Origin of the sequence: Methylobacterium sp. WL64 (assembly GCF_008039945.1) — a bacterium.
Classification (GTDB): Bacteria; Pseudomonadota; Alphaproteobacteria; order Rhizobiales; family Beijerinckiaceae; genus Methylobacterium.
Map to the genome: position 1 here is coordinate 1 of NZ_VRVA01000099.1, position 19,629 is coordinate 19,629.

The 19,629-nt window shown below is 71.2% G+C and carries 20 protein-coding genes; 12 read left to right on the forward strand and 8 right to left on the reverse strand.

Features of this window, described 5'->3' with window-relative positions:
• Positions 1–129: 129 nt before the first annotated feature.
• A complete protein-coding gene (locus FV242_RS26250) occupies positions 130–426 on the reverse strand; it encodes a DUF3572 domain-containing protein (RefSeq protein ID WP_147940972.1) in 297 nt (98 codons plus the stop codon).
• A gap of 80 nt (positions 427–506) precedes the next feature.
• Here FV242_RS26250 and FV242_RS26255 point away from each other — a divergent pair, with 80 nt between their 5' ends.
• The 3 genes from FV242_RS26255 (at position 507) to FV242_RS26265 (ending at position 3,685) form a co-directional block, all read left to right on the forward strand.
• Positions 507–878 (forward strand): response regulator, encoded by a 372-nt coding sequence (locus FV242_RS26255; RefSeq protein WP_007560977.1) that lies wholly within the window; start codon positions 507–509, stop codon positions 876–878.
• A gap of 78 nt (positions 879–956) precedes the next feature.
• A complete protein-coding gene (locus FV242_RS26260) occupies positions 957–2,330 on the forward strand; it encodes a PleD family two-component system response regulator (RefSeq protein ID WP_147910018.1) in 1,374 nt (457 codons plus the stop codon).
• 149 nt (positions 2,331–2,479) lie between these two features.
• The gene (locus FV242_RS26265) at positions 2,480–3,685 is read left to right on the forward strand and encodes a DUF2252 family protein (protein ID WP_147940973.1); all 1,206 of its coding nucleotides are present in this window, start codon (positions 2,480–2,482) and stop codon (positions 3,683–3,685) included.
• A gap of 315 nt (positions 3,686–4,000) precedes the next feature.
• On the opposite strand, the gene FV242_RS26270 is transcribed toward FV242_RS26265, so the two are convergent.
• Positions 4,001–4,936 carry a prephenate/arogenate dehydrogenase family protein gene (locus tag FV242_RS26270; protein WP_147910016.1) on the reverse strand — a complete coding sequence of 312 codons (936 nt, stop codon included), beginning with the start codon at positions 4,934–4,936 and terminating at the stop codon, positions 4,001–4,003.
• Positions 4,929–6,044: a histidinol-phosphate transaminase gene (locus FV242_RS26275; RefSeq protein ID WP_147940974.1), complete on the reverse strand. Its 1,116-nt coding sequence runs from the start codon at positions 6,042–6,044 to the stop codon at positions 4,929–4,931. The genes FV242_RS26270 and FV242_RS26275 overlap by 8 nt, the downstream gene beginning before the upstream one ends.
• A 196-nt stretch (positions 6,045–6,240) precedes the next feature.
• On the opposite strand from FV242_RS26275, the gene FV242_RS26280 reads away from it, so the two are divergent.
• The 5 genes from FV242_RS26280 (at position 6,241) to metW (ending at position 9,307) form a co-directional block, all read left to right on the forward strand.
• The gene (locus FV242_RS26280; RefSeq protein WP_147940975.1) at positions 6,241–6,537 is read left to right on the forward strand and encodes a hypothetical protein; all 297 of its coding nucleotides are present in this window, start codon (positions 6,241–6,243) and stop codon (positions 6,535–6,537) included.
• Positions 6,538–6,721: 184 nt separating this feature from the next.
• Positions 6,722–6,889 carry a hypothetical protein gene (locus tag FV242_RS34810; protein WP_187193644.1) on the forward strand — a complete coding sequence of 56 codons (168 nt, stop codon included), beginning with the start codon at positions 6,722–6,724 and terminating at the stop codon, positions 6,887–6,889.
• A 150-nt stretch (positions 6,890–7,039) separates the two neighbouring features.
• On the forward strand, positions 7,040–7,219 hold the full coding sequence (locus FV242_RS26285) for a hypothetical protein (protein WP_147899511.1): 180 nt from the start codon (positions 7,040–7,042) through the stop codon (positions 7,217–7,219).
• A gap of 178 nt (positions 7,220–7,397) precedes the next feature.
• Complete coding sequence (locus FV242_RS26290; RefSeq protein WP_147940976.1) at positions 7,398–8,603, forward strand: homoserine O-acetyltransferase; 1,206 nt, start codon at positions 7,398–7,400, stop codon at positions 8,601–8,603.
• Complete coding sequence (gene metW, locus FV242_RS26295; protein WP_246692348.1) at positions 8,600–9,307, forward strand: methionine biosynthesis protein MetW; 708 nt, start codon at positions 8,600–8,602, stop codon at positions 9,305–9,307. The genes FV242_RS26290 and metW overlap by 4 nt, the downstream gene beginning before the upstream one ends.
• A 236-nt stretch (positions 9,308–9,543) precedes the next feature.
• Here metW and FV242_RS26300 read toward each other — a convergent pair whose 3' ends face one another.
• The gene (locus FV242_RS26300; RefSeq protein ID WP_147910012.1) at positions 9,544–10,092 is read right to left on the reverse strand and encodes a PAS domain-containing protein; all 549 of its coding nucleotides are present in this window, start codon (positions 10,090–10,092) and stop codon (positions 9,544–9,546) included.
• A gap of 239 nt (positions 10,093–10,331) precedes the next feature.
• Between FV242_RS26300 and FV242_RS26305 the strand changes: the two genes are divergently transcribed.
• On the forward strand, positions 10,332–10,547 hold the full coding sequence (locus FV242_RS26305) for a hypothetical protein (RefSeq protein WP_147910011.1): 216 nt from the start codon (positions 10,332–10,334) through the stop codon (positions 10,545–10,547).
• Positions 10,548–10,667: 120 nt separating this feature from the next.
• Here the strand turns inward: FV242_RS26305 and FV242_RS26310 are convergent, their stop codons facing one another.
• Positions 10,668–12,947, reverse strand: coding sequence for a lytic transglycosylase domain-containing protein (locus FV242_RS26310; RefSeq protein WP_246692886.1), 2,280 nt, complete (start codon positions 12,945–12,947; stop codon positions 10,668–10,670).
• A 329-nt stretch (positions 12,948–13,276) separates the two neighbouring features.
• On the opposite strand from FV242_RS26310, the gene dapA reads away from it, so the two are divergent.
• The 3 genes from dapA to FV242_RS26325 all read left to right on the forward strand — a co-directional run bounded on the left by dapA (position 13,277) and on the right by FV242_RS26325 (position 15,361).
• A complete protein-coding gene (gene dapA, locus FV242_RS26315; RefSeq protein ID WP_147940977.1) occupies positions 13,277–14,176 on the forward strand; it encodes a 4-hydroxy-tetrahydrodipicolinate synthase in 900 nt (299 codons plus the stop codon).
• Positions 14,177–14,191: 15 nt separating this feature from the next.
• A complete protein-coding gene (smpB, locus tag FV242_RS26320; protein WP_147910009.1) occupies positions 14,192–14,665 on the forward strand; it encodes an SsrA-binding protein SmpB in 474 nt (157 codons plus the stop codon).
• A 126-nt stretch (positions 14,666–14,791) separates the two neighbouring features.
• Positions 14,792–15,361 (forward strand): peroxiredoxin, encoded by a 570-nt coding sequence (locus FV242_RS26325; RefSeq protein ID WP_147940978.1) that lies wholly within the window; start codon positions 14,792–14,794, stop codon positions 15,359–15,361.
• A 227-nt stretch (positions 15,362–15,588) separates the two neighbouring features.
• Here the strand turns inward: FV242_RS26325 and FV242_RS26335 are convergent, their stop codons facing one another.
• From FV242_RS26335 to rpoZ, 3 genes are all read right to left on the reverse strand, one after another.
• Positions 15,589–16,230 carry an NYN domain-containing protein gene (locus tag FV242_RS26335; protein WP_147910007.1) on the reverse strand — a complete coding sequence of 214 codons (642 nt, stop codon included), beginning with the start codon at positions 16,228–16,230 and terminating at the stop codon, positions 15,589–15,591.
• Positions 16,231–16,590: 360 nt separating this feature from the next.
• Positions 16,591–18,864, reverse strand: coding sequence for a bifunctional (p)ppGpp synthetase/guanosine-3',5'-bis(diphosphate) 3'-pyrophosphohydrolase (locus FV242_RS26340; RefSeq protein WP_147910006.1), 2,274 nt, complete (start codon positions 18,862–18,864; stop codon positions 16,591–16,593).
• A gap of 243 nt (positions 18,865–19,107) precedes the next feature.
• Complete coding sequence (rpoZ, locus tag FV242_RS26345) at positions 19,108–19,518, reverse strand: DNA-directed RNA polymerase subunit omega (protein WP_147855510.1); 411 nt, start codon at positions 19,516–19,518, stop codon at positions 19,108–19,110.
• Positions 19,519–19,629: the final 111 nt, after the last annotated feature.

Sequence of the window (19,629 nt, forward strand, 5' to 3'; positions counted from 1 at the left end):
ACCCCCTTCGGGGGCCACCCTCCCCCGCAGAGGGGGGAGGGAAGCCGCGCCTCCCGCGCCTGACACCCTGGCCGCATCCGCGCCAAAAGCCCGTCCGCGGCTCGACCCCCGGCGCGGCAAACCGCCGCCTCACGCCCAGTCATCCTCCGGCTGCGGCGACAGGATCCGCCAGGCCGCGGCGATCCGCTCCGGCTTGATCTCAAGGGCGCCCGCGCAGGCCACCAGCACGTTCTCGTCGCCCATCACGTGATCGAGCACACCGGCCAGGAAGGCCGGTTCCTGGGCGCTTTCCCGCAGGGTGTCGGCGCTCAGGCCGCTCGCCGCCAGGAACGGCAGGAGCCGGTCGTCCTCCGCGACGATCCACAGCAGAACGTCGAGGGCGAGCCGTTCCGCAGATTCGGCCCCTTGAAGAGGTTTGCCATTCATCAACATGTGATCGCTACAAAGGTCACCAAGGGGCTTCACGGCCCGCTAATCATGATCGGCGCGCACCGGGACATCGGATCATGAAAAAGACGGTGCTGATCGTCGAGGACAACGAACTGAATATGAAGCTGTTCAACGACCTCTTGGAGGCGAACGGCTACGCGACCCTCAAGACCGCCCACGGCATCGAGGCGATCGAGCTGGCCCGCGCACACCACCCCGACCTGATCCTCATGGACATCCAGCTCCCCGAAGTCTCCGGCCTCGAGGTGACCAAATGGCTCAAGGAGGACGACGACCTCAAGAGCATTCCGGTCATCGCGATCACGGCCTTCGCCATGAAGGGCGACGAGGAGCGGATCCGCGAGGGCGGCTGCGAGGCCTACCTGTCGAAGCCGATCTCGGTCGCGAAGTTTTTGGCAACGGTTCGCGCGTATCTTGAGCCCCGGTGACGCCGCACGGGCGCACCATCAGCGGCGCATGACCGCCCGCTCCGGCGGGACAGGGACATCGCGCGTCAGCGAGGAAGCATGTCGGCCCGCGTCCTGATCGTCGACGACCTGTTCCCGAACGTGAAGCTTCTCGAGACGAAGCTCGGGCTGGAGTATTTCGACACGATCGCCGCGATGAACGGGCCCGACGCGATCGCGATCTGCGAGAAGGGCCTGTGCGACCTCGTCCTGCTCGACGTGATGATGCCCGGCATGGACGGGTTCGAGGTCTGCCGCTACCTTAAGAACAATCCGGTCACCGCCCACATCCCGGTGGTGATGGTCACGGCCCTCGACCAGCCCTCGGACCGCCTGCGCGGGCTCGATGCCGGGGCCGACGACTTCCTGACCAAGCCGGTGGACGACACCGCCCTGTTCAGCCGGGTCCGCAGCCTCGTGCGCCTCAAGGCGGTCACCGACGAATTGCGCCAGCGGGCGCTGGCGTCGCGCGAGTTCGGCATCGGCGATCCCCTGGCGCTCGCCACCGCGGAGACCGGCCTCGACGCCCGGATCCTGCTGGTCGAGGACCGGCCCGGCTCGGCCGAGCGCATGGCCGGCGCCCTGCGCCAGCACCACGCGGTCACGATCGAGCCCGACCCGCAGGCGGCGATGCGCCTGGCCGCCGAGGGCGTGTTCGACCTCGCCCTGGTCAGCCTCGACCTCGACGGGTCGGACGGCCTGCGCCTGTGCAGCCAGCTCCGCTCGCTCGACAGCACCCGGGCGATGCCGCTGATCATGCTGGCCGAGGAGCACGACCGCGCCCGGGTGGTGCGCGGCCTCGATTTCGGCGTCCACGACTTCCTGATGCGGCCGGTGGACCGCAACGAGCTGATGGCCCGGGTCCGCACCCAGGTGAAGCGCAAGCGCTTCACGGACGCCCTGCGGGGCGCCATGCAGGCCTCCCTGCAGCTGGCCGTCACCGACGCGCTCACCGGCCTGCACAACCGGCGCTACCTCGACAACCACCTCGGCGCGCTGTTCTCCGACGAGACCACCCGGCGCCCGGGGCTGGCGGCGCTGATCCTCGACATCGACCGGTTCAAGGCGATCAACGACAGCTACGGCCACGAGGCCGGCGACGAGGTGCTGCGCACCTTCGCCGAGCGCGTCCGCCAGCACACCCGGCCGGTGGACACCGTCGCCCGCTACGGCGGCGAGGAGATCGTCGTGGTCCTGCCGGAGGCGGGCCTGGCCGAGGCCCGGGCCATCGCCGAGCGCATCCGCGAGAAGGTCGAGGCGATGCCGTTCTCGGTGCACCGCGCCACCCGGGCGATCCCGGTGACGGTCTCGATCGGGGTCGCGGTCCGGCACCCGGACGACACCGGCCCCGGCGACATGCTCAAGCGCGCCGACATCGCCCTGTACCGTGCCAAGGCCGCGGGGCGGAACCGGGTCGAGCAGCAGGCGGCCTGAGGTCGTTTCATCCGGCGTTCGCTGTCCGTGCCGGCACCGCTGCTGCGTCAAAACGCTCACCCGCGCTTAAGGATGAAACTCTAGCTTCGCGCCCGACATCGAATCCCGCCCCTTGCGGATCGGGCGCGGCAGAGGAACGGACGACGCGGATGGATATGCAGGTGCCGGCCCGGTCGGGGCGTGCGGCGAGCGTGCTGGAGAAGCGCCGCCTGTGCAAGATCGCCTCCTCGCCGCACGCCTACGTCCGGGGCAGCACCGCGCATTTCTACGATCTGATCGCCGCCATGCCGGCCGGCACGCTGCCGGAGGGGCCGCCGGTCTGGATCTGCGGCGACGCGCATCTCGGCAATCTCGGCGCGGTCGCCGGCCCTGACGGGCGGATCGACATCCAGATCCGCGACCTCGACCAGACCCTGGTCTCGAACCCGGCCTTCGACCTGGTCCGGCTGGCCCTGTCGCTGGTGACGGCCGCCCTCAACGCGACCCTGCCGGGCATCGTCACCGCCCGGATGATGGACGCGATGGCGGTGGGCTACGCGGACGGCATCCTCGACCCCGAGGGCGCCGAGCGGGGCATCGCCCAATCCGACATCGTCGCCACCACCCGCCGGCGCGCGCTCGGCCGGCGCTGGCGCCACCTGTCCCGGGAGCGGCTCAAGGGCAAGGACGCGCGGCTGCCCCGCGGCGACCGGTTCTTCGACCTCGACGGCGCCGAGCAGGAGGCGTTCGAGGCGCTGAGCCGCGACGCGGAGGTGCACCGGCTGGTCCTGGCGCTCGGCGGCGCCGAGGCCGGGGCGGAGATCCGGCTCCGCGACGCCGCCTACTGGATCAAGGGCTGCAGCTCGCTCGGCCGGCTGCGCTACGCCGGCCTCGTGGAGATCGTGGGCGGCGACCGCCCGCATCTCGCGCTCCTCGACGTCAAGGAGGCGGTGCCGTACCTGGCCCCGCCCGCCCGGGGGGCCGACATGCCGGCCGACGCCGCCGCCCGGGTCGTGGCCGGCGCCCGCGCCCTCTCGCCCAACCTCGGCGACCGGATGGTCGCGGCGACGTTCCAGGGCGCCCCGGTCACGGTCCGCGAGCTGATGCCGCAGGATCTCAAGATCGACGCCGAGCAATTCTCCCGCGGCGAGGCCGTGCGGGTCTCCGGCCACCTCGCCGCCATCCTGGGCCGCGCCCACGGACGCCAGATGGGCGACGCCGACCGGCAGGCCTGGAGCGAGACCGTCCGCGCCCCCGGACAGGGCGCCGATACCCCCGGCTGGCTCTGGTCCGCGGTCACCGACCTGATGGGCGCCCACCAGCGCGGCTACCTGGAACATTGCCGCCGCATCGCCCGGGAAGACCTCGCGGCCTGAGCGTTTCGTGTCGTCGACCGGGGGCCGATCGATCCCGCATCGCCCCCCGCGATGCGCGACTTGCCCCCTCCCCGGACGGGCTTGCGGATCCGGGGTCCGTCGTCGCCGGCCCGTCCCGGGCATTCGGCCCGCAGGCTGTCGAAGGGCGATCGATCGCACGACTCGTGGCCCCCGAGGTGACGGACCGAAGCGGAGGCCCCGCAGGGAGCCGTCCGGGGATCGCGCGGCCGGCCGGAGGGCTCCTGCGGGGCCGCCGATTCGGCACCTCGGGCGGCACCTCGGGACGGCGCTGGTGGGACGAGCCCGTCGGCCGCCCTATTCCTCCGGCGGCCGCGGGCGGCCGAAATCCGGGGCTGCGGTCTCCTGGCCCTGGGCCACGATGCTGCGCCGGATCGCCCGGGTGCGGGTGAACATCGCGTGGAGCGCGTCGCCGTCGCCCCAGCGCACCGCCTTGGCCAGCGCCGACAGGTCCTCGTTGAACCGGCCGAGCATCTCCAGCACCGCCTCGCGGTTGTTGAGGAAGATGTCGCGCCACATGGTCGGGTCGGAGGCGGCGATGCGGGTGAAATCGCGGAATCCGCTGGCCGAGAACTTGATCACCTCGGACTGGGTCGCCGATTCGAGATCCGCGGCGGTGCCAACGATGTTGTAGGCGATCAGGTGCGGCAGGTGGCTGGTGATCGCCAGCACGTGGTCGTGGTGCTCGGCGCTCATGGTCTCGACGTCGGCGCCCATGCCCTCCCACAGGGCCCGGACCCGCGCCACGGCGGCCGGGTCGGTGCCCTCGGGGGGCGTGAGGATGCACCAGCGGCCCTGGAACAGGGTCGCGAAGCCGGCATCCGGCCCCGAGAACTCGGTGCCGGCGATCGGGTGGCCGGGCACCAGCGCGACGCCCGCCGGCAGGTGCGGCTGGACCGCCGCCACCACGGCGCCCTTGACCGAGCCGACATCCGACACGATCGCGCCGGGCTTCAGGTACGGCGCCAGTTCGGCCGCCGCCGCCCCGATGGCGCCCACCGGCACGCACAGGATCACCAGGTCGGCATCCGTGGCGCCCGCCTGCGGGTCGCCGGTGACGAGATCGGCGATGCCGAGTTCGGTAAGCCGGGCGCGCACGGCCGCGTCGCGGTCCAGCGCCACGATCGTCCGGGCGAGGCCGTAGCGCCGGGCGGCGCGGGCGATCGAGGAGCCGATCAGCCCGAGCCCGACGATGGTGAGGCGCCCGATGGGCGGGGGGCCGGCTTCAGGCATGCGCGCCCCGCACGAAGTCGCCGAGCGCGGCCAGGAAGGCCGTGTTCGCCTCGGCCCCCGCCACCGTCACCCGCAGGGCGTTGGGCAGGCCGTAGGCGCTGACCCGGCGGGTGATCAGCCCGCGCTCGGTCAGGAACGCGTCGGCGTCGGCGGCCGAGCGGCCGGGCGCGTCGGGAAAGTGGATCAGCACGAAGTTCGCGACGCTCGGCGTCACCGTCAGGCCGAGCGCCCGGGCGCCCGCGGTGAGTTTTGGCAGCCATTCGGCGTTGTGGGCGGCGGCCGCCGCCATGTGGGCCTCGTCCGCGATCGCCGCCGCGCCCGCCGCGATGGCCGGCCCGGAGACGTTGAACGGGCCGCGGATGCGGTTGACCGCGTCGACCACGTGGGCTGGCGCCAGCATCCAGCCGATCCGCAGGGCGGCGAGCCCGTGGATCTTCGAGAAGGTCCGGGTCATCACGACGTTCTCGGATTCGAGCGCGAGTTCGAGCCCGGCCGAGTAGTCGTTCGCCCGCACGTATTCCGCGTAGGCGCCGTCGATCACCAGCAGCACGTTGGCCGGCAGGGCGGCGTGCAGGCGGCGGATCTCGTCGAACGGCAGGTAGGTGCCGGTCGGGTTGCTCGGGTTGGTGACGTAGACGATCCGGGTCCACTCGGTGACCCGGGCCAGGATGGCGTCGACGTCGGTGGTGAAGTCGCGCTCGGGCGCCACCACCGGCTCTCCGCCCGCGGCCAGGATCGCGATCCGGTAGACCAGGAAGCCGTGCTCCGAGTAGATCCCCTCGGTGCCGGGGCCGCCATACGCGTAGGCCAGCAGCGACAGCAACTCGTCCGAGCCCGCGCTGCAGACGATCCGCTCCGGATCGAGCCCGTAGCGCTTGGCGATGGCCGTGCGCAGCACCGTGGCGCGGCCGTCCGGGTAGGTCTCCAGCTTGGCGGTGGCCTCGTGGAGCGCCGCGAGCGCCGCCGGGCTCGGCCCCAGCGGCGTCTCGTTGGACGAGAGCTTGTGGACCTTGCCGCCGCCGGGCCGTCCGCTCTTGCCGGGCACGTAGGTGTCGATCGCCAGAACGCCGGGGCGCGGTTCCGGGCGGGCGAGAAGGGGGGCGGACATGGCTCTGGCGACTCGGATGCGCGTGCGACGGTTCGTGTGCCGGGTCGGTCTACAGCATTTCCTCCGTGGGTGAAGCCGGGCGCCCCGCGTCACGCCGGGAGGTTCGGCGCCTTCGGGGCGTGGACACGCACTGGTTGGTGCGCCGGCAGTCGCTATGTTCGGCGGGGACCTGAGCTTGCCACGGAGGACCGATCCCATGCCCCTCACACGCTACCTGGACGGCGGCGCCCACATCCTGCCGGCCGACGAGACCCTGATCCGGTTCGCCATGACCAACGGCGAGCGGGTGATCGGGATCGACGTTCCGATCCCGATTCTGCGCCAGACGTTCGCCGGCGGGGCCGACCTCGCGCCCCTCGACCTGTTCGCCCGGAACCAGGCGGCGATCGAGGCCGCGGCCAGCGCCGCCTACGACAAGACCGCGACGCCGAACGACCTGCTCGACATGGGCCCGGAAGATTTCGCGACGCCTCCGGGTGCGGCCACGCTCTGAAGCCGGCGGGGCCGGTCCCTGTGGGGCGGCCGAGAAGCCCCGCGCCTCGGAGAGGGAGCCCCGCGGCGCGGCAAAGCGGCGACGCGCAAATGCCGCGGGGCACCCGCCACGTTTCGGCCTGTTGATCCCAGAGAAGGGGCCGCGTCGGGCGCGTCGCGTCCCGCGTTCCCCTGGACGGATCCACATGCCCGGTGACCTGATCCCCTGCAGCCTGTTCCTGATCGGGATCCTCACCTCGGTGGCCGCCGATTGTCGGCTGCGCCGGGCGGAGGCCGCCCCGTGGGCGAACGGGTGCATCGCGGTGGTCGGGGCCGCGATGGTGTTCGCCGCCTGCGCGGCCGCGATCCGGTGAGGCCATGGGCATGCGCGCGCCAGCCGGAGGGGGGGCCAAAGGTATGACCGCCAAGGCGCGGATTCGGAGGAACCTGCGGCGGCCCCGCGCACTTCCCCAGCCGTGATCCTGGGCCGCGTTCCCTGGCGCGGCCGGCGCGATGAGGTTTCCATGGTTTCGATCCAGGCGATCGTCGGATGCGCGCTCGTCCTGTCCGGGCTCTGCGTCGAGAACGTCGCGAGCCGGAGCTGGCGCGGCGGCGTGCGCGCCGACCGGCTCGACGCGAGGGCCGTCCTGGCGCTCGGCCTGCCCGCCCTCGGGCTGGCGCTGATGGCCGCGCCGCTCGCCTGAGCCGGGCCGCTGCCCCTCTTCTCTTTTGCCCCCTGCGCAAACCGCGCGCGTTGACGCTCGCGGCCGCGCGCATTACCTCCCGGTCTCGCTGGCCGCGTCGGGCGAGTGGGGCGGGTCTCGCGACACCGTGCCCCCTGCCGCGGACCGGGATCGCCGACACACGGTCGTCAAGTCCCGCATGGATACCCAACCGGACACCGCGCTGCGGCCGGACCCGATCGACGAGACGGCCGGGCGCTTGTCGGAGCCCTCGCAGGCGCTCGACCCGAAGAGCCTGGTCATGCGGTTCGGCGCGGACGCGCCGCTGCTGACCGATGCCGGCGTCGAACTCGCGCCCTTCCAGATCGCCTACCAGACCGCCGGCACCCTGAACGCCGCGGGCACGAACGCGGTGCTGATCTGCCACGCGCTCACCGGCGACCAGTATTTCGCCCATCCGCATCCGCTCACCGGCAAGCCCGGCTGGTGGGAGACGCTGGTCGGCCCCGGCAAGCCGGTGGACACCGACCGCTACTTCGTCGTCTGCTCGAACGTGATCGGGTCGTGCATGGGCTCCACCGGCCCGGCCTCGATCGATCCCGCCACCGGGCGGCCCTACGGGCTGAACTTCCCGCTGGTGACGATCCGCGACATGGTCCGGGCCCAGATGATGCTGCTGGAGCGGCTCGGCGTGCGCGACCTGTTCCTGTGCATCGGCGGCTCGATGGGCGGGATGCAGGTGCTGCAATGGGCGGCGCTCTACCCGGAGCGGGTCTTCGCTGCGATGCCGATCGCCACCGGCCCGCGCCACTCGGCGCAGAACATCGCGTTCCATGAGGTCGGCCGGCAGGCGATCATGGCCGACCCGGCCTGGGCGGACGGGCGCTACCTCGAGGAGGGCACGCGGCCGTCCAAGGGGCTCGGCGTCGCCCGGATGGGCGCGCACATCACCTACCTGTCCGAGCCGGCGCTGCACCGGAAGTTCGGCCGGCGGTTCCAGGGCGGCTCGGCCCCGACCTTCTCGTTCAACGCCGACTTCCAGATCGAGAGCTACCTGCGCCACCAGGGCCTGAGCTTCGTCGAGCGGTTCGACGCCAACGCCTACCTCTACCTCACCCGGGCGATGGACTATTTCGACCTCGCCGAGGACCATGGCGGCGCGCTGGCCAACGCGTTCCGGGGGATCAAGACCCGGTTCTGCCTGGTCTCGTTCACCTCCGACTGGCTGTTCCCGACCTCCGAATCCCGGGTGATCGTGCACGCGCTGAACGCCGCCGCCGCGCCGGTCGCGTTCGTGGAGGTCGAGACCGACAAGGGCCACGACGCCTTCCTGCTCGACGAGCCGGCGATGTTCTCGGCCGCCCGGGGCTTCATCGACGCCGCCGCTCGGGCTCGCGGCCTATGAGCGGCTCGATGCTGTTCAAGGGCTCCTCGGGCAAGGCGACCCACGGCGCGCCGTGGCAATCCACCGACACCCTGCCCCGCACCGCCGAGGGCGGCGGCGCCCGGGTCGACCACATCGTCGTGCTCGGGCTGATGCCGGCGGGCGCGCGCGTCCTCGATATCGGCTGCGGCGACGGCTCCCTGCTGGCGCTGCTGCGCGACCGGCGCGGCATCGACGGCCGCGGGATCGAGCTGTCCCGGGACGGGGTCAACGCCTGCCTGGCCCGGGGCCTGTCGGTGATCCAGGGCGACGCCGACACCGACCTGGAGAACTACCCGGACGACGCCTTCGACGTGGTCGTGCTGTCCCAGACCATCCAGGCGACCCGCAATCCCCGGATCGTGCTGGAGCACCTGCTGCGCATCGGCCGGCAGGTGATCATCTCGTTCCCGAATTTCGGGCATTGGCGGGTCCGGTCGGAGCTGGCCCTGCGCGGCCGGATGCCCATCACCGAGATCATGCCCGACGCGTGGTGGGAGACGCCCAACATCCACCATTGCACGATCCGCGACTTCGTCGGCCTGTGCCGGCTGATCGGCGCGGAGATCGAGAGCGCCACGGCCCTCGATGGCCGGGGCCGGCCGATGCGCTTCGCCATGCCCTGGTGGGTCTGGAACCTGTTCGGCGCCCAGGGGGTGTTCTTGCTCCGGCGCGGGGACCGGTAGCGTCATCCCGAGATGCGCGCCCCGGACGCCCGGGCCCCCCCGGACAGGTTTATGGGACGGGCCGATGCGCAGGCCCCGTCTTCCGACCCCCGCCTGGGGCGACTTTCCCCTGACCTGCCCCGTCCCGCTCGCGAGAGGCGGCGTGTCGCGCTCCGTCGCCGGCCTCGCCTGCCGCGCCGGACCGGTCCGGCACCCGGCGGCGGCGCCCCGTCGTGGACCCTGACCCATGGGGCCGGTCAGTTGTAGGCGTTCGGCGTTTCCGTGCTCCGGCGCGCGATGGCGCGCCCGACCTCGAACAGGGCGGCGCGCAGGCCCGGCAGGGCGCTCTTCGCACCGTCGCCCTCGATCAGCGAGTGGGCGATGATCAGGTGGTCGGCGATCCGGTCCAGGTGATCCTGCGGCGCGGTCGCATGATGCGTCGGCGGCGGCAGGTAGCGGCCGACATGGCCGTAGGCTTGCATCCCGTCCGTCGCGCTCGGGGTCATCTCGATCATCGAGCCGAGATAGCCCAGGAAGGTCGAATCCGGGGGGCCGAACGAGGGCAGGCCCCCGGCGCCCAGCCACCGCACGCTCCCGTCGGCGCAGCGCAGCCGGAAGCGCAGGCTGAACTCGCTGACGGCGGCCGCGGCCCGGCTGAACACGTCCTGGATGGTCGCCCGGTCGGTCTCGGGGACGCGGTCGAGCCAGCCGAGACCCAGCGCGGCGGACCGGTCCTGCCCCGTGATCTCGGACCACTCACTGCTGAGATAGACGAACCGACCAGATGCATCGGTCGAAAAAATCATTGCCGCCTTCCGGGAGGGCTCGGTTGGTATGAAAGCTAACTATGAGAATTAAATAAAGATAGCGGCCTTGATCTTTATACAATATTTTATACTATGCCGGTGATGAATTTATACCGGCTTACGTGCGTCTCCGAAAGGAATGGCTGCTCAGCATCAGCGCGCGCATGGAATCGAGGACCCAGGGTCGAGCCCGATTGCGCCGTGATCGCAGCCGACTTGGAGGGAGAGGATCGTCCGTCATGAGCGGTTCGGACAAGCCGGGGACCAAGACCTTGCTGACGCTCGCCGGAATCCTCGGCATCCCGGTCGAGCAGTTCTTCGACGACGAGAGCGCGACCGACGGCCAGGCCGAGGCGCAGGAATGCCTGCGGCTCTGGTCGGCGATCCGGACCAGCGAGGGCCGCGCGCGCGCCCTGACCGTCATCCGCGGCATCATCGAGGACGAGCGGCGGTAAGGAGGCGGCCGGACCCACGCGCGTCCCCCTCCCCTCTCTGCGGGGAAGGGAATGCGCGTATCCGGTTCGAAGGGACTTTTCGCCCCGCCCGCCTCGAACCGCGCCGTCGTGTTCGGGTCCCTACCGCGCGCCGCGGTGCAGATCCCCGTCGATCAGCAGGGCGCTGCGGTTGTCCAGGCGGGAGCGGTAGACCTGCAGGTTCTCCATCACCCGCTGCACGTAGTTGCGGGTCTCGGTGAACGGGATGCGCTCGACCCAGTCGATCACGTCGACCTCGCCCTTGCGCGGGTCGCCGTAGGCGTCGATCCACTTCTTCACGTTGCCGCCGCCGGCATTGTAGGACGCGAAGGCGAGCACGTAGGAGCCGCGCCAATCCTCCATCAGCTCGCCGAGGTGGGCCTGGCCGAGCTTGGCGCAGTAGGCGGGATCGCTGGTCAGGCGGTCGACGTCGAAGGTCGTGGCGACCCTGCGGGCGGTGCGCTGGGCGGTGGCCGGCATCATCTGCATCAGGCCGCGGGCGCCGACGCCGGACTGGGCCCGGGGATCGAACTGGCTCTCCTGCCGGGCGATGGCGTAGACCATGGCCCGCTCAACCTGCGGCACCGCCGTGAAGGTCTCGTAGGTGGGGATCCCGATGGTCGGATAGGCGTGGGCGTCGAGCGGCAGCCCGCGCTGCACCGCGAGCTTGCCGACCGCCACCAGGGCGCGGGCGTCCTTCATCTCGGTGGCGAGGTCGCCGAGCGCCTGGATCTCCCGCGGATCGGTGAGGTCCCGTGCGGCGTCGATGTAGAGCGGCAGCGCCAGGTCCTTGAGACCGGCCTCGCCGAGCAGGCGCAGGGCCCGGATCGACAGCCGGTCGTCGAAGGCCTGCCGCTCGGCGCCCTCGAGGTCGGCCGGCGCGCGCAGCGGCAGGCTGGTCTGGCCGAGCCGGGCCCGGGCGACCTGGCCGTAATAGGCGATCGGCTGCAGGGCGGCGCGCTCGTAGAAGCCCTTGGCCGCATCGTGCTGGCCCAGCGCCTCGGCCGCCCTCCCCTGCCAATAGGCGGCCCGCGCCAGCGAGACCGGGCTCTCCGCGATGGTCGCCATCCGGGCGAAGTGCTGCGCGGCGCTGGCCGGGTCGGCGGCGAACCGCAGGGCGATCCACCCGGCGTGGAACTCGGCCTCCAGGCGCTTCTCGGGGGTGCGGGCCGCGTGGCCGCTCGCCACCGTGAAGGCGGTCCTGGAATCGCCGAGGTCGAGGAGCTTGCGCGCCACGATCCGGCGCTCGACCCACCACTCGTCGCCGTCGACCAGCACGTCCGGGTTGCTGGGCGCCGTGGCCAGGATCGCGGCGGCCTCCTCGGGCTTGTCGGCCCGGCGGAAGAACTGCGCCCGCGAGAAGATGTAAGAGGCGTCCCCGCGCAACGAGGGCGGCACCGCGGCGAGCGCGGCCGGCCCGCCGGCCTTGTCCTCGACGGCCCGGCGGGCGCGCACGAGGCTGGCATAGCCGCCGCCCGCGTAGCCGGCGGCCCGACCGGCGCTCTCCCAGTCGTCCTTCAGGAGCGCCCGCTCCATCCGGTAGCGGTGGTCGATCCGGGTGAGCACCCCCGGGAAGGCGTCCTGGACCTTGGCCTCCAGGCTCTTCCCGAAGCTCTCGGTCCGCCACAAGTCGTGGACGATCTCGGCGGCGTCGCCGTCGAAGCCATCGGCCCGCAGCGCCAGCGCCAGGGCGAACTTGCCCGGCGCGCTCACCGGCTTGGCGGTGGCGAAATAGGCCCGGACGACGGACGGGGGCTTGCGCTCGGACAGCAGCGCCTCCTCGGCCCGGCGGCGCAGCAGCGGCCCGGCCGGCCAGGTCGGGTTGGCCCGGGTGAAGGCGACCGTGCGGGCGAAGCCGATGCCGGCCCCGGCGCGGATCGCCACCCATTCGAGCAGCGCCCGGGCGGCGGGATCGGTGAAGCCGTCGCGCATCCGGTCGCCGTCGGCGACCCGGCCCTTGCGGTAGAGGTCGATGGCGCCGCGCAGCAGCGTCGGATCGGTGTCGCCCGCGCTCTTCGGCTTGCCCGGGTCGGGGACCTCGGGGACCGGCGCGGCCGGCGTCACCGCGGCGTCGGGCAGCGGGAACGCCACGGGGGCGTCGGGATCGGCGGATGCGTACGCGGTGGCGGCGGCCGGGATCTTGCCGGCGGCCTCCTCGCCCCGGTCCGAGCCCTTCTCGCTTCCCTTGGCGGTCTGGGCCGGATCGAGCTTGAGGGCGTCGGACGCGACCGGGTCGGCGACAAGCTCGGCCTCGGTGCTCCGGGTCTGGGCGGGCGACAGGGCGGCGTCGCTCGAGGGCGGCGTCGGCTGCGAGGCGGGCGCATCGGTTTCGGCGTGAGCGCCTTGGCCGGCGCGCGCGACCCCGAGGGTCGTGTCGACCATGAGGGTCGTGACGACCCCGAAGGTCGTGACCAGCGCGACCGCCGCCAGGGGCGTGCGCGTCGAGGCCAGCGCTCGGATCAGTGGACCGCGGATCGACTGGGCTCGGATCACGTTTCCCCCCTTCTCGCGACCGGAGTGGAAAGAAATGAAGATCGGCGCGGGGGCATTAAGAACCCGTAAACCCTCGCCACGATCTGTTTGCGCACCGTGGCGCGACCGCCTATGTCTGCCCGTCCGGCGCCGAACGGCGTGCCGGACGCGCGGCCCCGAGAACGCCGGGACACGCCACGCCGCCGAGACCCCAGCTGAGCCTCTTTGGGACGCCTGAGATGACCGAGATGACCGGGAGCCGCCTGCGGGGTTCGCTCACCGCGCTTGTGACGCCGTTCCGCGACGGCGCCTTCGACGAGGCCGCGTTCCGGAAATTCGTGCGCTGGCAGATCGAGCAGGGCAGCCACGGCCTCGTGCCGACCGGCACCACCGGCGAGAGCCCGACCCTCACCCATGCCGAGCACGACCGGGTGGTCGAGTCCTGCATCGACGAGGCCGGCGGGCGCGTCCCCGTGGTGGCGGGCGCGGGCTCCAACTCCACCGCCGAGGCCGTGGCGCGGGCGCGCCATGCCGAGCGCGCCGGCGCCGACGCCGTCCTGGTGGTGACGCCCTACTACAACAAGCCGACGCAAGAGGGTCTCTACGCCCACTTCAAGGCCGTCAACGACGCGGTCGGCATTCCGATCATCATCTACAATATCCCGCCGCGCTCCGTCGTCGACATGAGTGTCGAGACGATGACCCGCCTGTTCGAACTGAAGAACATCGCCGGCGTGAAGGACGCGACCGCCAAGATCGACCGCGTCAGCCAGCAGCGTCAGGCCATGGGGCCGAACTTCCTCCAGCTTTCGGGCGAAGATGCGACGGCGCTCGGTTACAACGCCCAGGGCGGCCACGGCTGCATCTCGGTGGTGGCCAACGTGGCTCCGCGCCTCTGCGCCGACCTGCAGGAGGCCTCGCTGGCGGGGGACTACGCCAAGGCGCTGGCGCTCCAGGACCGGCTGTTCCCGCTCCAGAGCGGGCTGTTCGCCGAGGCCAACCCGGGCCCGACCAAGTACGCGCTGGCCAAGCTCGGCCACATGACCGAGGACCTGCGCCTGCCGCTGGTGCCGGTCTCGGAGGCGACGCGCCGCATCGTGGACGACGCCCTGCGCCACGCCGGCCTTCTGGAAGGCTGAGGAGAGTCACGAAACATGGCCCCGAAACCGGAGCCCAGTCGGCGCGTCGTCGCCGACAACCGTGCGGCGCGCTTCCACTACACGATCGAGGACACGCTCGAGGCCGGCATCGCCCTGACCGGCACCGAGGTGAAGTCCCTGCGCGGCGGCAAGGCGACCATCGGCGAGGCCTATGCGGGCCCCTCCGGCGGCGACCTCATGCTGTTCAACTGCTACATCCCGGAATACCTGGAGGCGAACCGCTTCAACCACGAGCCCAAGCGCCCGCGCCGGCTGCTGCTGCACCGCCGCCAGATCAACAAGCTGATCGGCGCGACCCAGCGCCAGGGCTACACGGTGGTGCCGCTGAAGATCTACTTCAACGACAAGGGCCGGGCGAAGATCGAGCTGGGGCTGGGCAAGGGCAAGCAGGCCCACGACAAGCGCGAGGCCGCCAAGGAGCGCGACTGGCAGCGCGACCGGGCGCGGCTGTTGCGGGACCGGGGGTAGAGCGGGGCATCGGGGGATCGGTTCGGAGCCGCTCCGCGGGCGATGACGGTGGGCGCGAGGCCCGAAGACCGGCAATTCGCCTTTGGCCGCCGGCGATCTACTCTGGCGGCAGCAGAGGAGCCGCCCATGACCGATCATCCCGACAGCCTGCCCGCCGAGCTCCCCGCCCCCGTGGATGACGGCGCGGCCGATCACCTGCGCGGGATGAAGCTGCCCGATGTGGCGCTCACCGCCACGGACGGCCGGACCGTCTCGCTCGCGAAGCTCTCCGGCCGCACGGTGGCTTATGCCTATCCGCGCACCGGCGTGCCGGGGAAGCCGGCCCTGACGCCGGACTGGGACGCGATCCCGGGCGCCCGTGGCTGCACCCCGCAGGCCTGCGATTTCCGCGATCACCACGCCGCATTGAGAGAGCGCCGCGTGGCGCAGGTCTTCGGCCTCTCGACCCAGACCGGCGCCGACCAGCGCGAAGCCGCCGAGCGGCTGCGGCTGCCGTTCCCGCTGCTGGCCGACCCGCACCGGGCCTTCGCGATGGCCGCGCGCCTGCCGGTGTTCGAGGCGGGCGGGCAGGTGCTGCTGCGCCGCCTCACCCTGGTGATCGACGACGGCGTAGTCACGTGGGTGTTCTACCCGGTGTTCCCGCCCGATCGCAGCGCCCGGCAGGTGATCGACTGGCTCGACGGCGGCAGCGCCTGAAAATCAGCCCCGATCTCAGAGCCTGTTTGACTGCGCGGTCGAACTCGCATGACGGCTCTGTTCGACGGAGATCCTCATCTGTCCCTTCATCCTGAGGTGCTGCGCAGCAGCCTCGAAGGGGCCCTCCAGGGATCGCGCGGCAGGCTGGAGGGCCCCTTCGAGGCCTCCGCTGCGCTCCGGCACCTCAGGATGAGGTCGAGGATGAGAATGACCGGTCAAACAGGCACTCAGCCTTCCTCGGCGTCCGGCTGGCGGATGCCGTAGCGGTTCTCCAGGCTCGGGCTCGGGCGGGAATCGCCGCGGTAGCGGCTGGCGGTCTCGCCGGGGGCCCGGACCGGGCGCTCGCTCGGCTCCCGGCCGATGCGGTTCGACAGGCTCGCGAGATCGACGAACTCGTCGGCCTGCCGGCGCAACTCGTCCGAGATCATCGCCGGCTGGGTCTGGATGGTGGAGATCACCGTCACCTTGACGCCGCGCCGCTGCATCGCCTCGACCAGCGAGCGGAAGTCGCCGTCGCCGGAGAACAGCACCATGTGGTCGATATGCGGGCTGAGTTCGAGGGCGTCGATCGCCAGCTCGATATCCATGTTGCCCTTGTACTTGCGCCGGCCCATCGAGTCCGTGAACTCCTTCACGGGCTTGGTCACGACGCGGTAGCCGTTGTAGTCGAGCCAGTCGATCAGCGGCCGGATCGAGGAATACTCCTGATCCTCGATCATCGCGGTGTAGTAGAACGCGCGCAGAAGATTATCGCGGGCCTGAAATTCCTTGAGCAGTTTCTTGTAGTCGATATCGAAGCCGAGGGCCTTGGTGGTCGCGTAGAGGTTCGCGCCGTCGATGAAGAGGGCGCTGCGTTGCGGTGCTGCCATGGATGGGTCGAATCCTGAAGAATACGGGTTGTCGGAAATCGTGTGCTGAAACGGCTGGTCGAGGTCCGGGGCTGAAAACCCGGGGCCGCATCGTCGCGATCGAATGCCGAGACGGATTGAAATCCGGGACGCGTAAGCTCGGTCCCCTTCCGGGCGACCGTCACCCGGGTGCATCGACCATTCGGTTGAAACGCAGCTGTGTCAAGTCAATCGCAGGATATGAGCCTCTTGGGCCGCCGATCGCGCGCCGAAGTGATTGCGATAACGTATCCCGGCGTATCCGGCCGGGCCACGACGACCCTTTACCGAGGTTGCGCCGGAAAACCTGAGCTCCGCCCCGCGCCGGGGTGCCGGCCGGAGTCAGCCGTTCACCCGCTCGACGCTGTTGACCGGCCGTTTGCCGCGCAGCTCCGCGATGATCGCCGTGAGGTGCTGCAGGTCCCAGACCGACAGGTCGATGGTGATGTCGGTGAAGTCCTGGGTGCGGCGCTTCATCGAGATGTTGTCGATGTTGCCGTCGTGGTCGGCGATCACCTGGGCGATCTGGGCGAACACCCCCGGCTCGTTGATCGACTTCAGCGCCAGGCGGGCCGGGAATCGCTCGCTGCCCGAGGCCTCGGTGTCCCAGCGGACGTCGAGCCAGCGCTCCGGCTCGTTGTCGAAGGCGGCGAGCGCCGCCGACTGGATCGGGTAGACGGTGACACCGACCCCGGGGGTCAGGATCCCGACGATCCGGTCGCCCGGGACCGCGCCGCCGTTCGGCGCGAAGGTCACCGGCAGGTCGCCGGCGAGGCCCCGGATCGGGATCGCGTCGCTGCGGTCCTCGGGCTTGCCCTCGCCGGCCGGGAAGGTCAGCCGCATGGTCTGGTCGGCCGAGCGCACCAGGCGGCCGGCCCCGTTCAGCACCCCCAGCGAGGAGGGCCGGCGCTCGTCGCGGTGGTCGGGATAGACCGCCCGGACCACGTCGCCGGAGAACATCTCGCCGCGCCCGACGGCGGCGAACACGTCCTCGGTGGTGGCGCGGGCCAGCCGCGGCAGGGCCCCGCGCAGCTTGTCCTCCGAGAAGGTCTTGGCCGCGCGCTCGAACGCCCGGTCGAGGATCTGGCGGCCGAGCCCGGCATATTGCCGGCGCACCGCCGTCCGGGTCGCCCGCCGGATCGCCGCCCGGGCCTTGCCGGTCACCACCAGGGATTCCCAGGCGGCCGGCGGCGAGGCGCCGTCCGAGCGGCTGATCTCGACCTCGTCGCCGTTGGCGAGTTCGTGCAGCAGCGGCGCCATGCGGCCGTTGATCTTGGCGCCCACCGCCGAGTTGCCGACATCGGTGTGCACCGCGTAGGCGAAGTCGATCGGCGTCGCGCCCCGCGGCAGGGCGATCAGCCGGCCCTTCGGGGTGAAGCAGAACACCTGGTCCTGGAACAGCTCCAGTTTGGTGTGCTCCAGGAACTCCTCCGGGCTGTCGCCCTCGGCGAGCAGCTCGATGGTCCGGCGCAGCCATTGGTAGGCGCCGCTCTCGGCCGCCAGCTTCGGGTGCACGCTGCCCTCGGAACGGGCGGCCGGCTCCTTGGACGGGTCCCGGCCCGGATCCTTCGCGGCGTCCTTGCCGAGGTCCTTGTAATGGGCGTGCGCCGCGATGCCGTACTCGGCGATGTCGTCCATGGCGCAGGTGCGGATCTGCAACTCGACGCGCTGGCTCTTCGGCCCGATCACCGTGGTGTGGATCGAGCGGTAATCGTTCTGCTTCGGCGTCGAGATGTAATCTTTGTAGCGCCCCGGGACCATCGGCCAGCTGGTGTGGACGATCCCGAGCGCCGCATAGCAATCCTGGACCGTATCCACGATCACCCGGAAGCCGAAGATGTCGGACAGCTGCTCGAAGGCGACCGACTTGCGCTCCATCTTCGACCAGATCGAGAACGGCCGCTTCTGCCGGCCGCTGACCTCGGCGGTGATGCCCTGGGCGGAGAGCTTTTCCGTGAGCACCTGCGCGATGGTCTCGACCACCCGCTCGGACTTGGCGGTGAGGCGGGCGAGCCGCTGCTCGATGGTGGCGTAGACCTCCGGCTCGATGTTGCGGAAGGCCAGGTCCTCCAGCTCCTCGCGCAGCTCCTGCATGCCCATCCGGCCGGCAAGCGGCGCGTAGATGTCCAGGGTCTCCTGGGCGATGCGGTGGCGCTTGTCCTCCCGCATGTGGTGGAGGGTGCGCATGTTGTGCAGGCGGTCGGCGAGCTTGACCAGCAGCACGCGCACGTCCGCCGCCACGGCGAGCAGCAGCTTGCGGAAGTTCTCGCCCTGGGCGGCCTGCTTGGAGACGAGGTCGAGCCGCTTGAGCTTGGTCAGCCCGTCGACCAGCGCGCCGATCTCCGGCCCGAACAGCCGGCGGATCTCCTCCAGGGTCGCCTCGGTGTCCTCCACGGTGTCGTGCAGGACCGCGGCCACGATGGTGGCGTCGTCGAGGTGGAGGTCGGTGAGGATCCCGGCGACTTCGAGCGGGTGCGCGAAGAACGGGTCGCCGGACGCGCGCTTCTGCGTGCCGTGCGCCTGCATGGCGTACACGTAGGCGCGGTTGAGCAGCGCCTCGTCGGCGGCCGGGTTGTAGCGCTTCACCCGCTCGACGAGTTCGTACTGGCGCATCATCCGCCGGGACGTCGTCGGTTCCTGGGGGGCGCGCGGAGTCGGGATCACGGCGGACTCTCCCGCAACGGGCGTGCCGGCACCAGCCCCCGGCGAGGGAAAAGCGCCGGGGGCTGGCGTTTCGCCGTTCGAACGCAAGAACCCGGCGTCTCCGCCGGGTCCGGTCGCGGTCAGGTCGTGATCATCCAGACCCACGTGGTGCGGCTCGCTGTCCTGGGCTTACACGCGCCTCGGTGATTCTCGGGCTCACTCGCCCTCGTCGTCGGTCTCGACCGGCGGAGCGAGGTTCTCGAGGCCGCGCAGCAGGTCCTCCTCGCTCATGCGGTCGAACTGGACCGCCCCATCGTCGCTGGAGGATTGCGGGGCCACGGCGGCGGCGGCCGGCGAGCTCGACAGCAGCGGCACGGTCTCGGCTTCCGGCTCGTCGACCTCGACGTATTTCTGCATCGAGTGGATCAGCTGTTCCTTGAGGTCGTCGGCCGTGATCGTCTCGTCGCCGATCTCGCGCAGGGCCACGACGGGGTTCTTGTCGCGGTCGCGGTCGATGGTGAGCGGGGCGCCGGCGGCCAGGAGGCGGGCCCGATGGCTCGCCAGGAGCACCAGCTCGAACCGGTTCTCGACCTTCTCGATGCAGTCTTCGACGGTGACGCGCGCCATGCGGGGCGGCTCCTCAGCTAAAGCGACGGGTGATGTCGGGTGTGGCCGCACTCTACACGGAATGGCGTTGTGCAACAAGCACAGCGGGTTGCGCAGGGCGCGCGTCTGGCG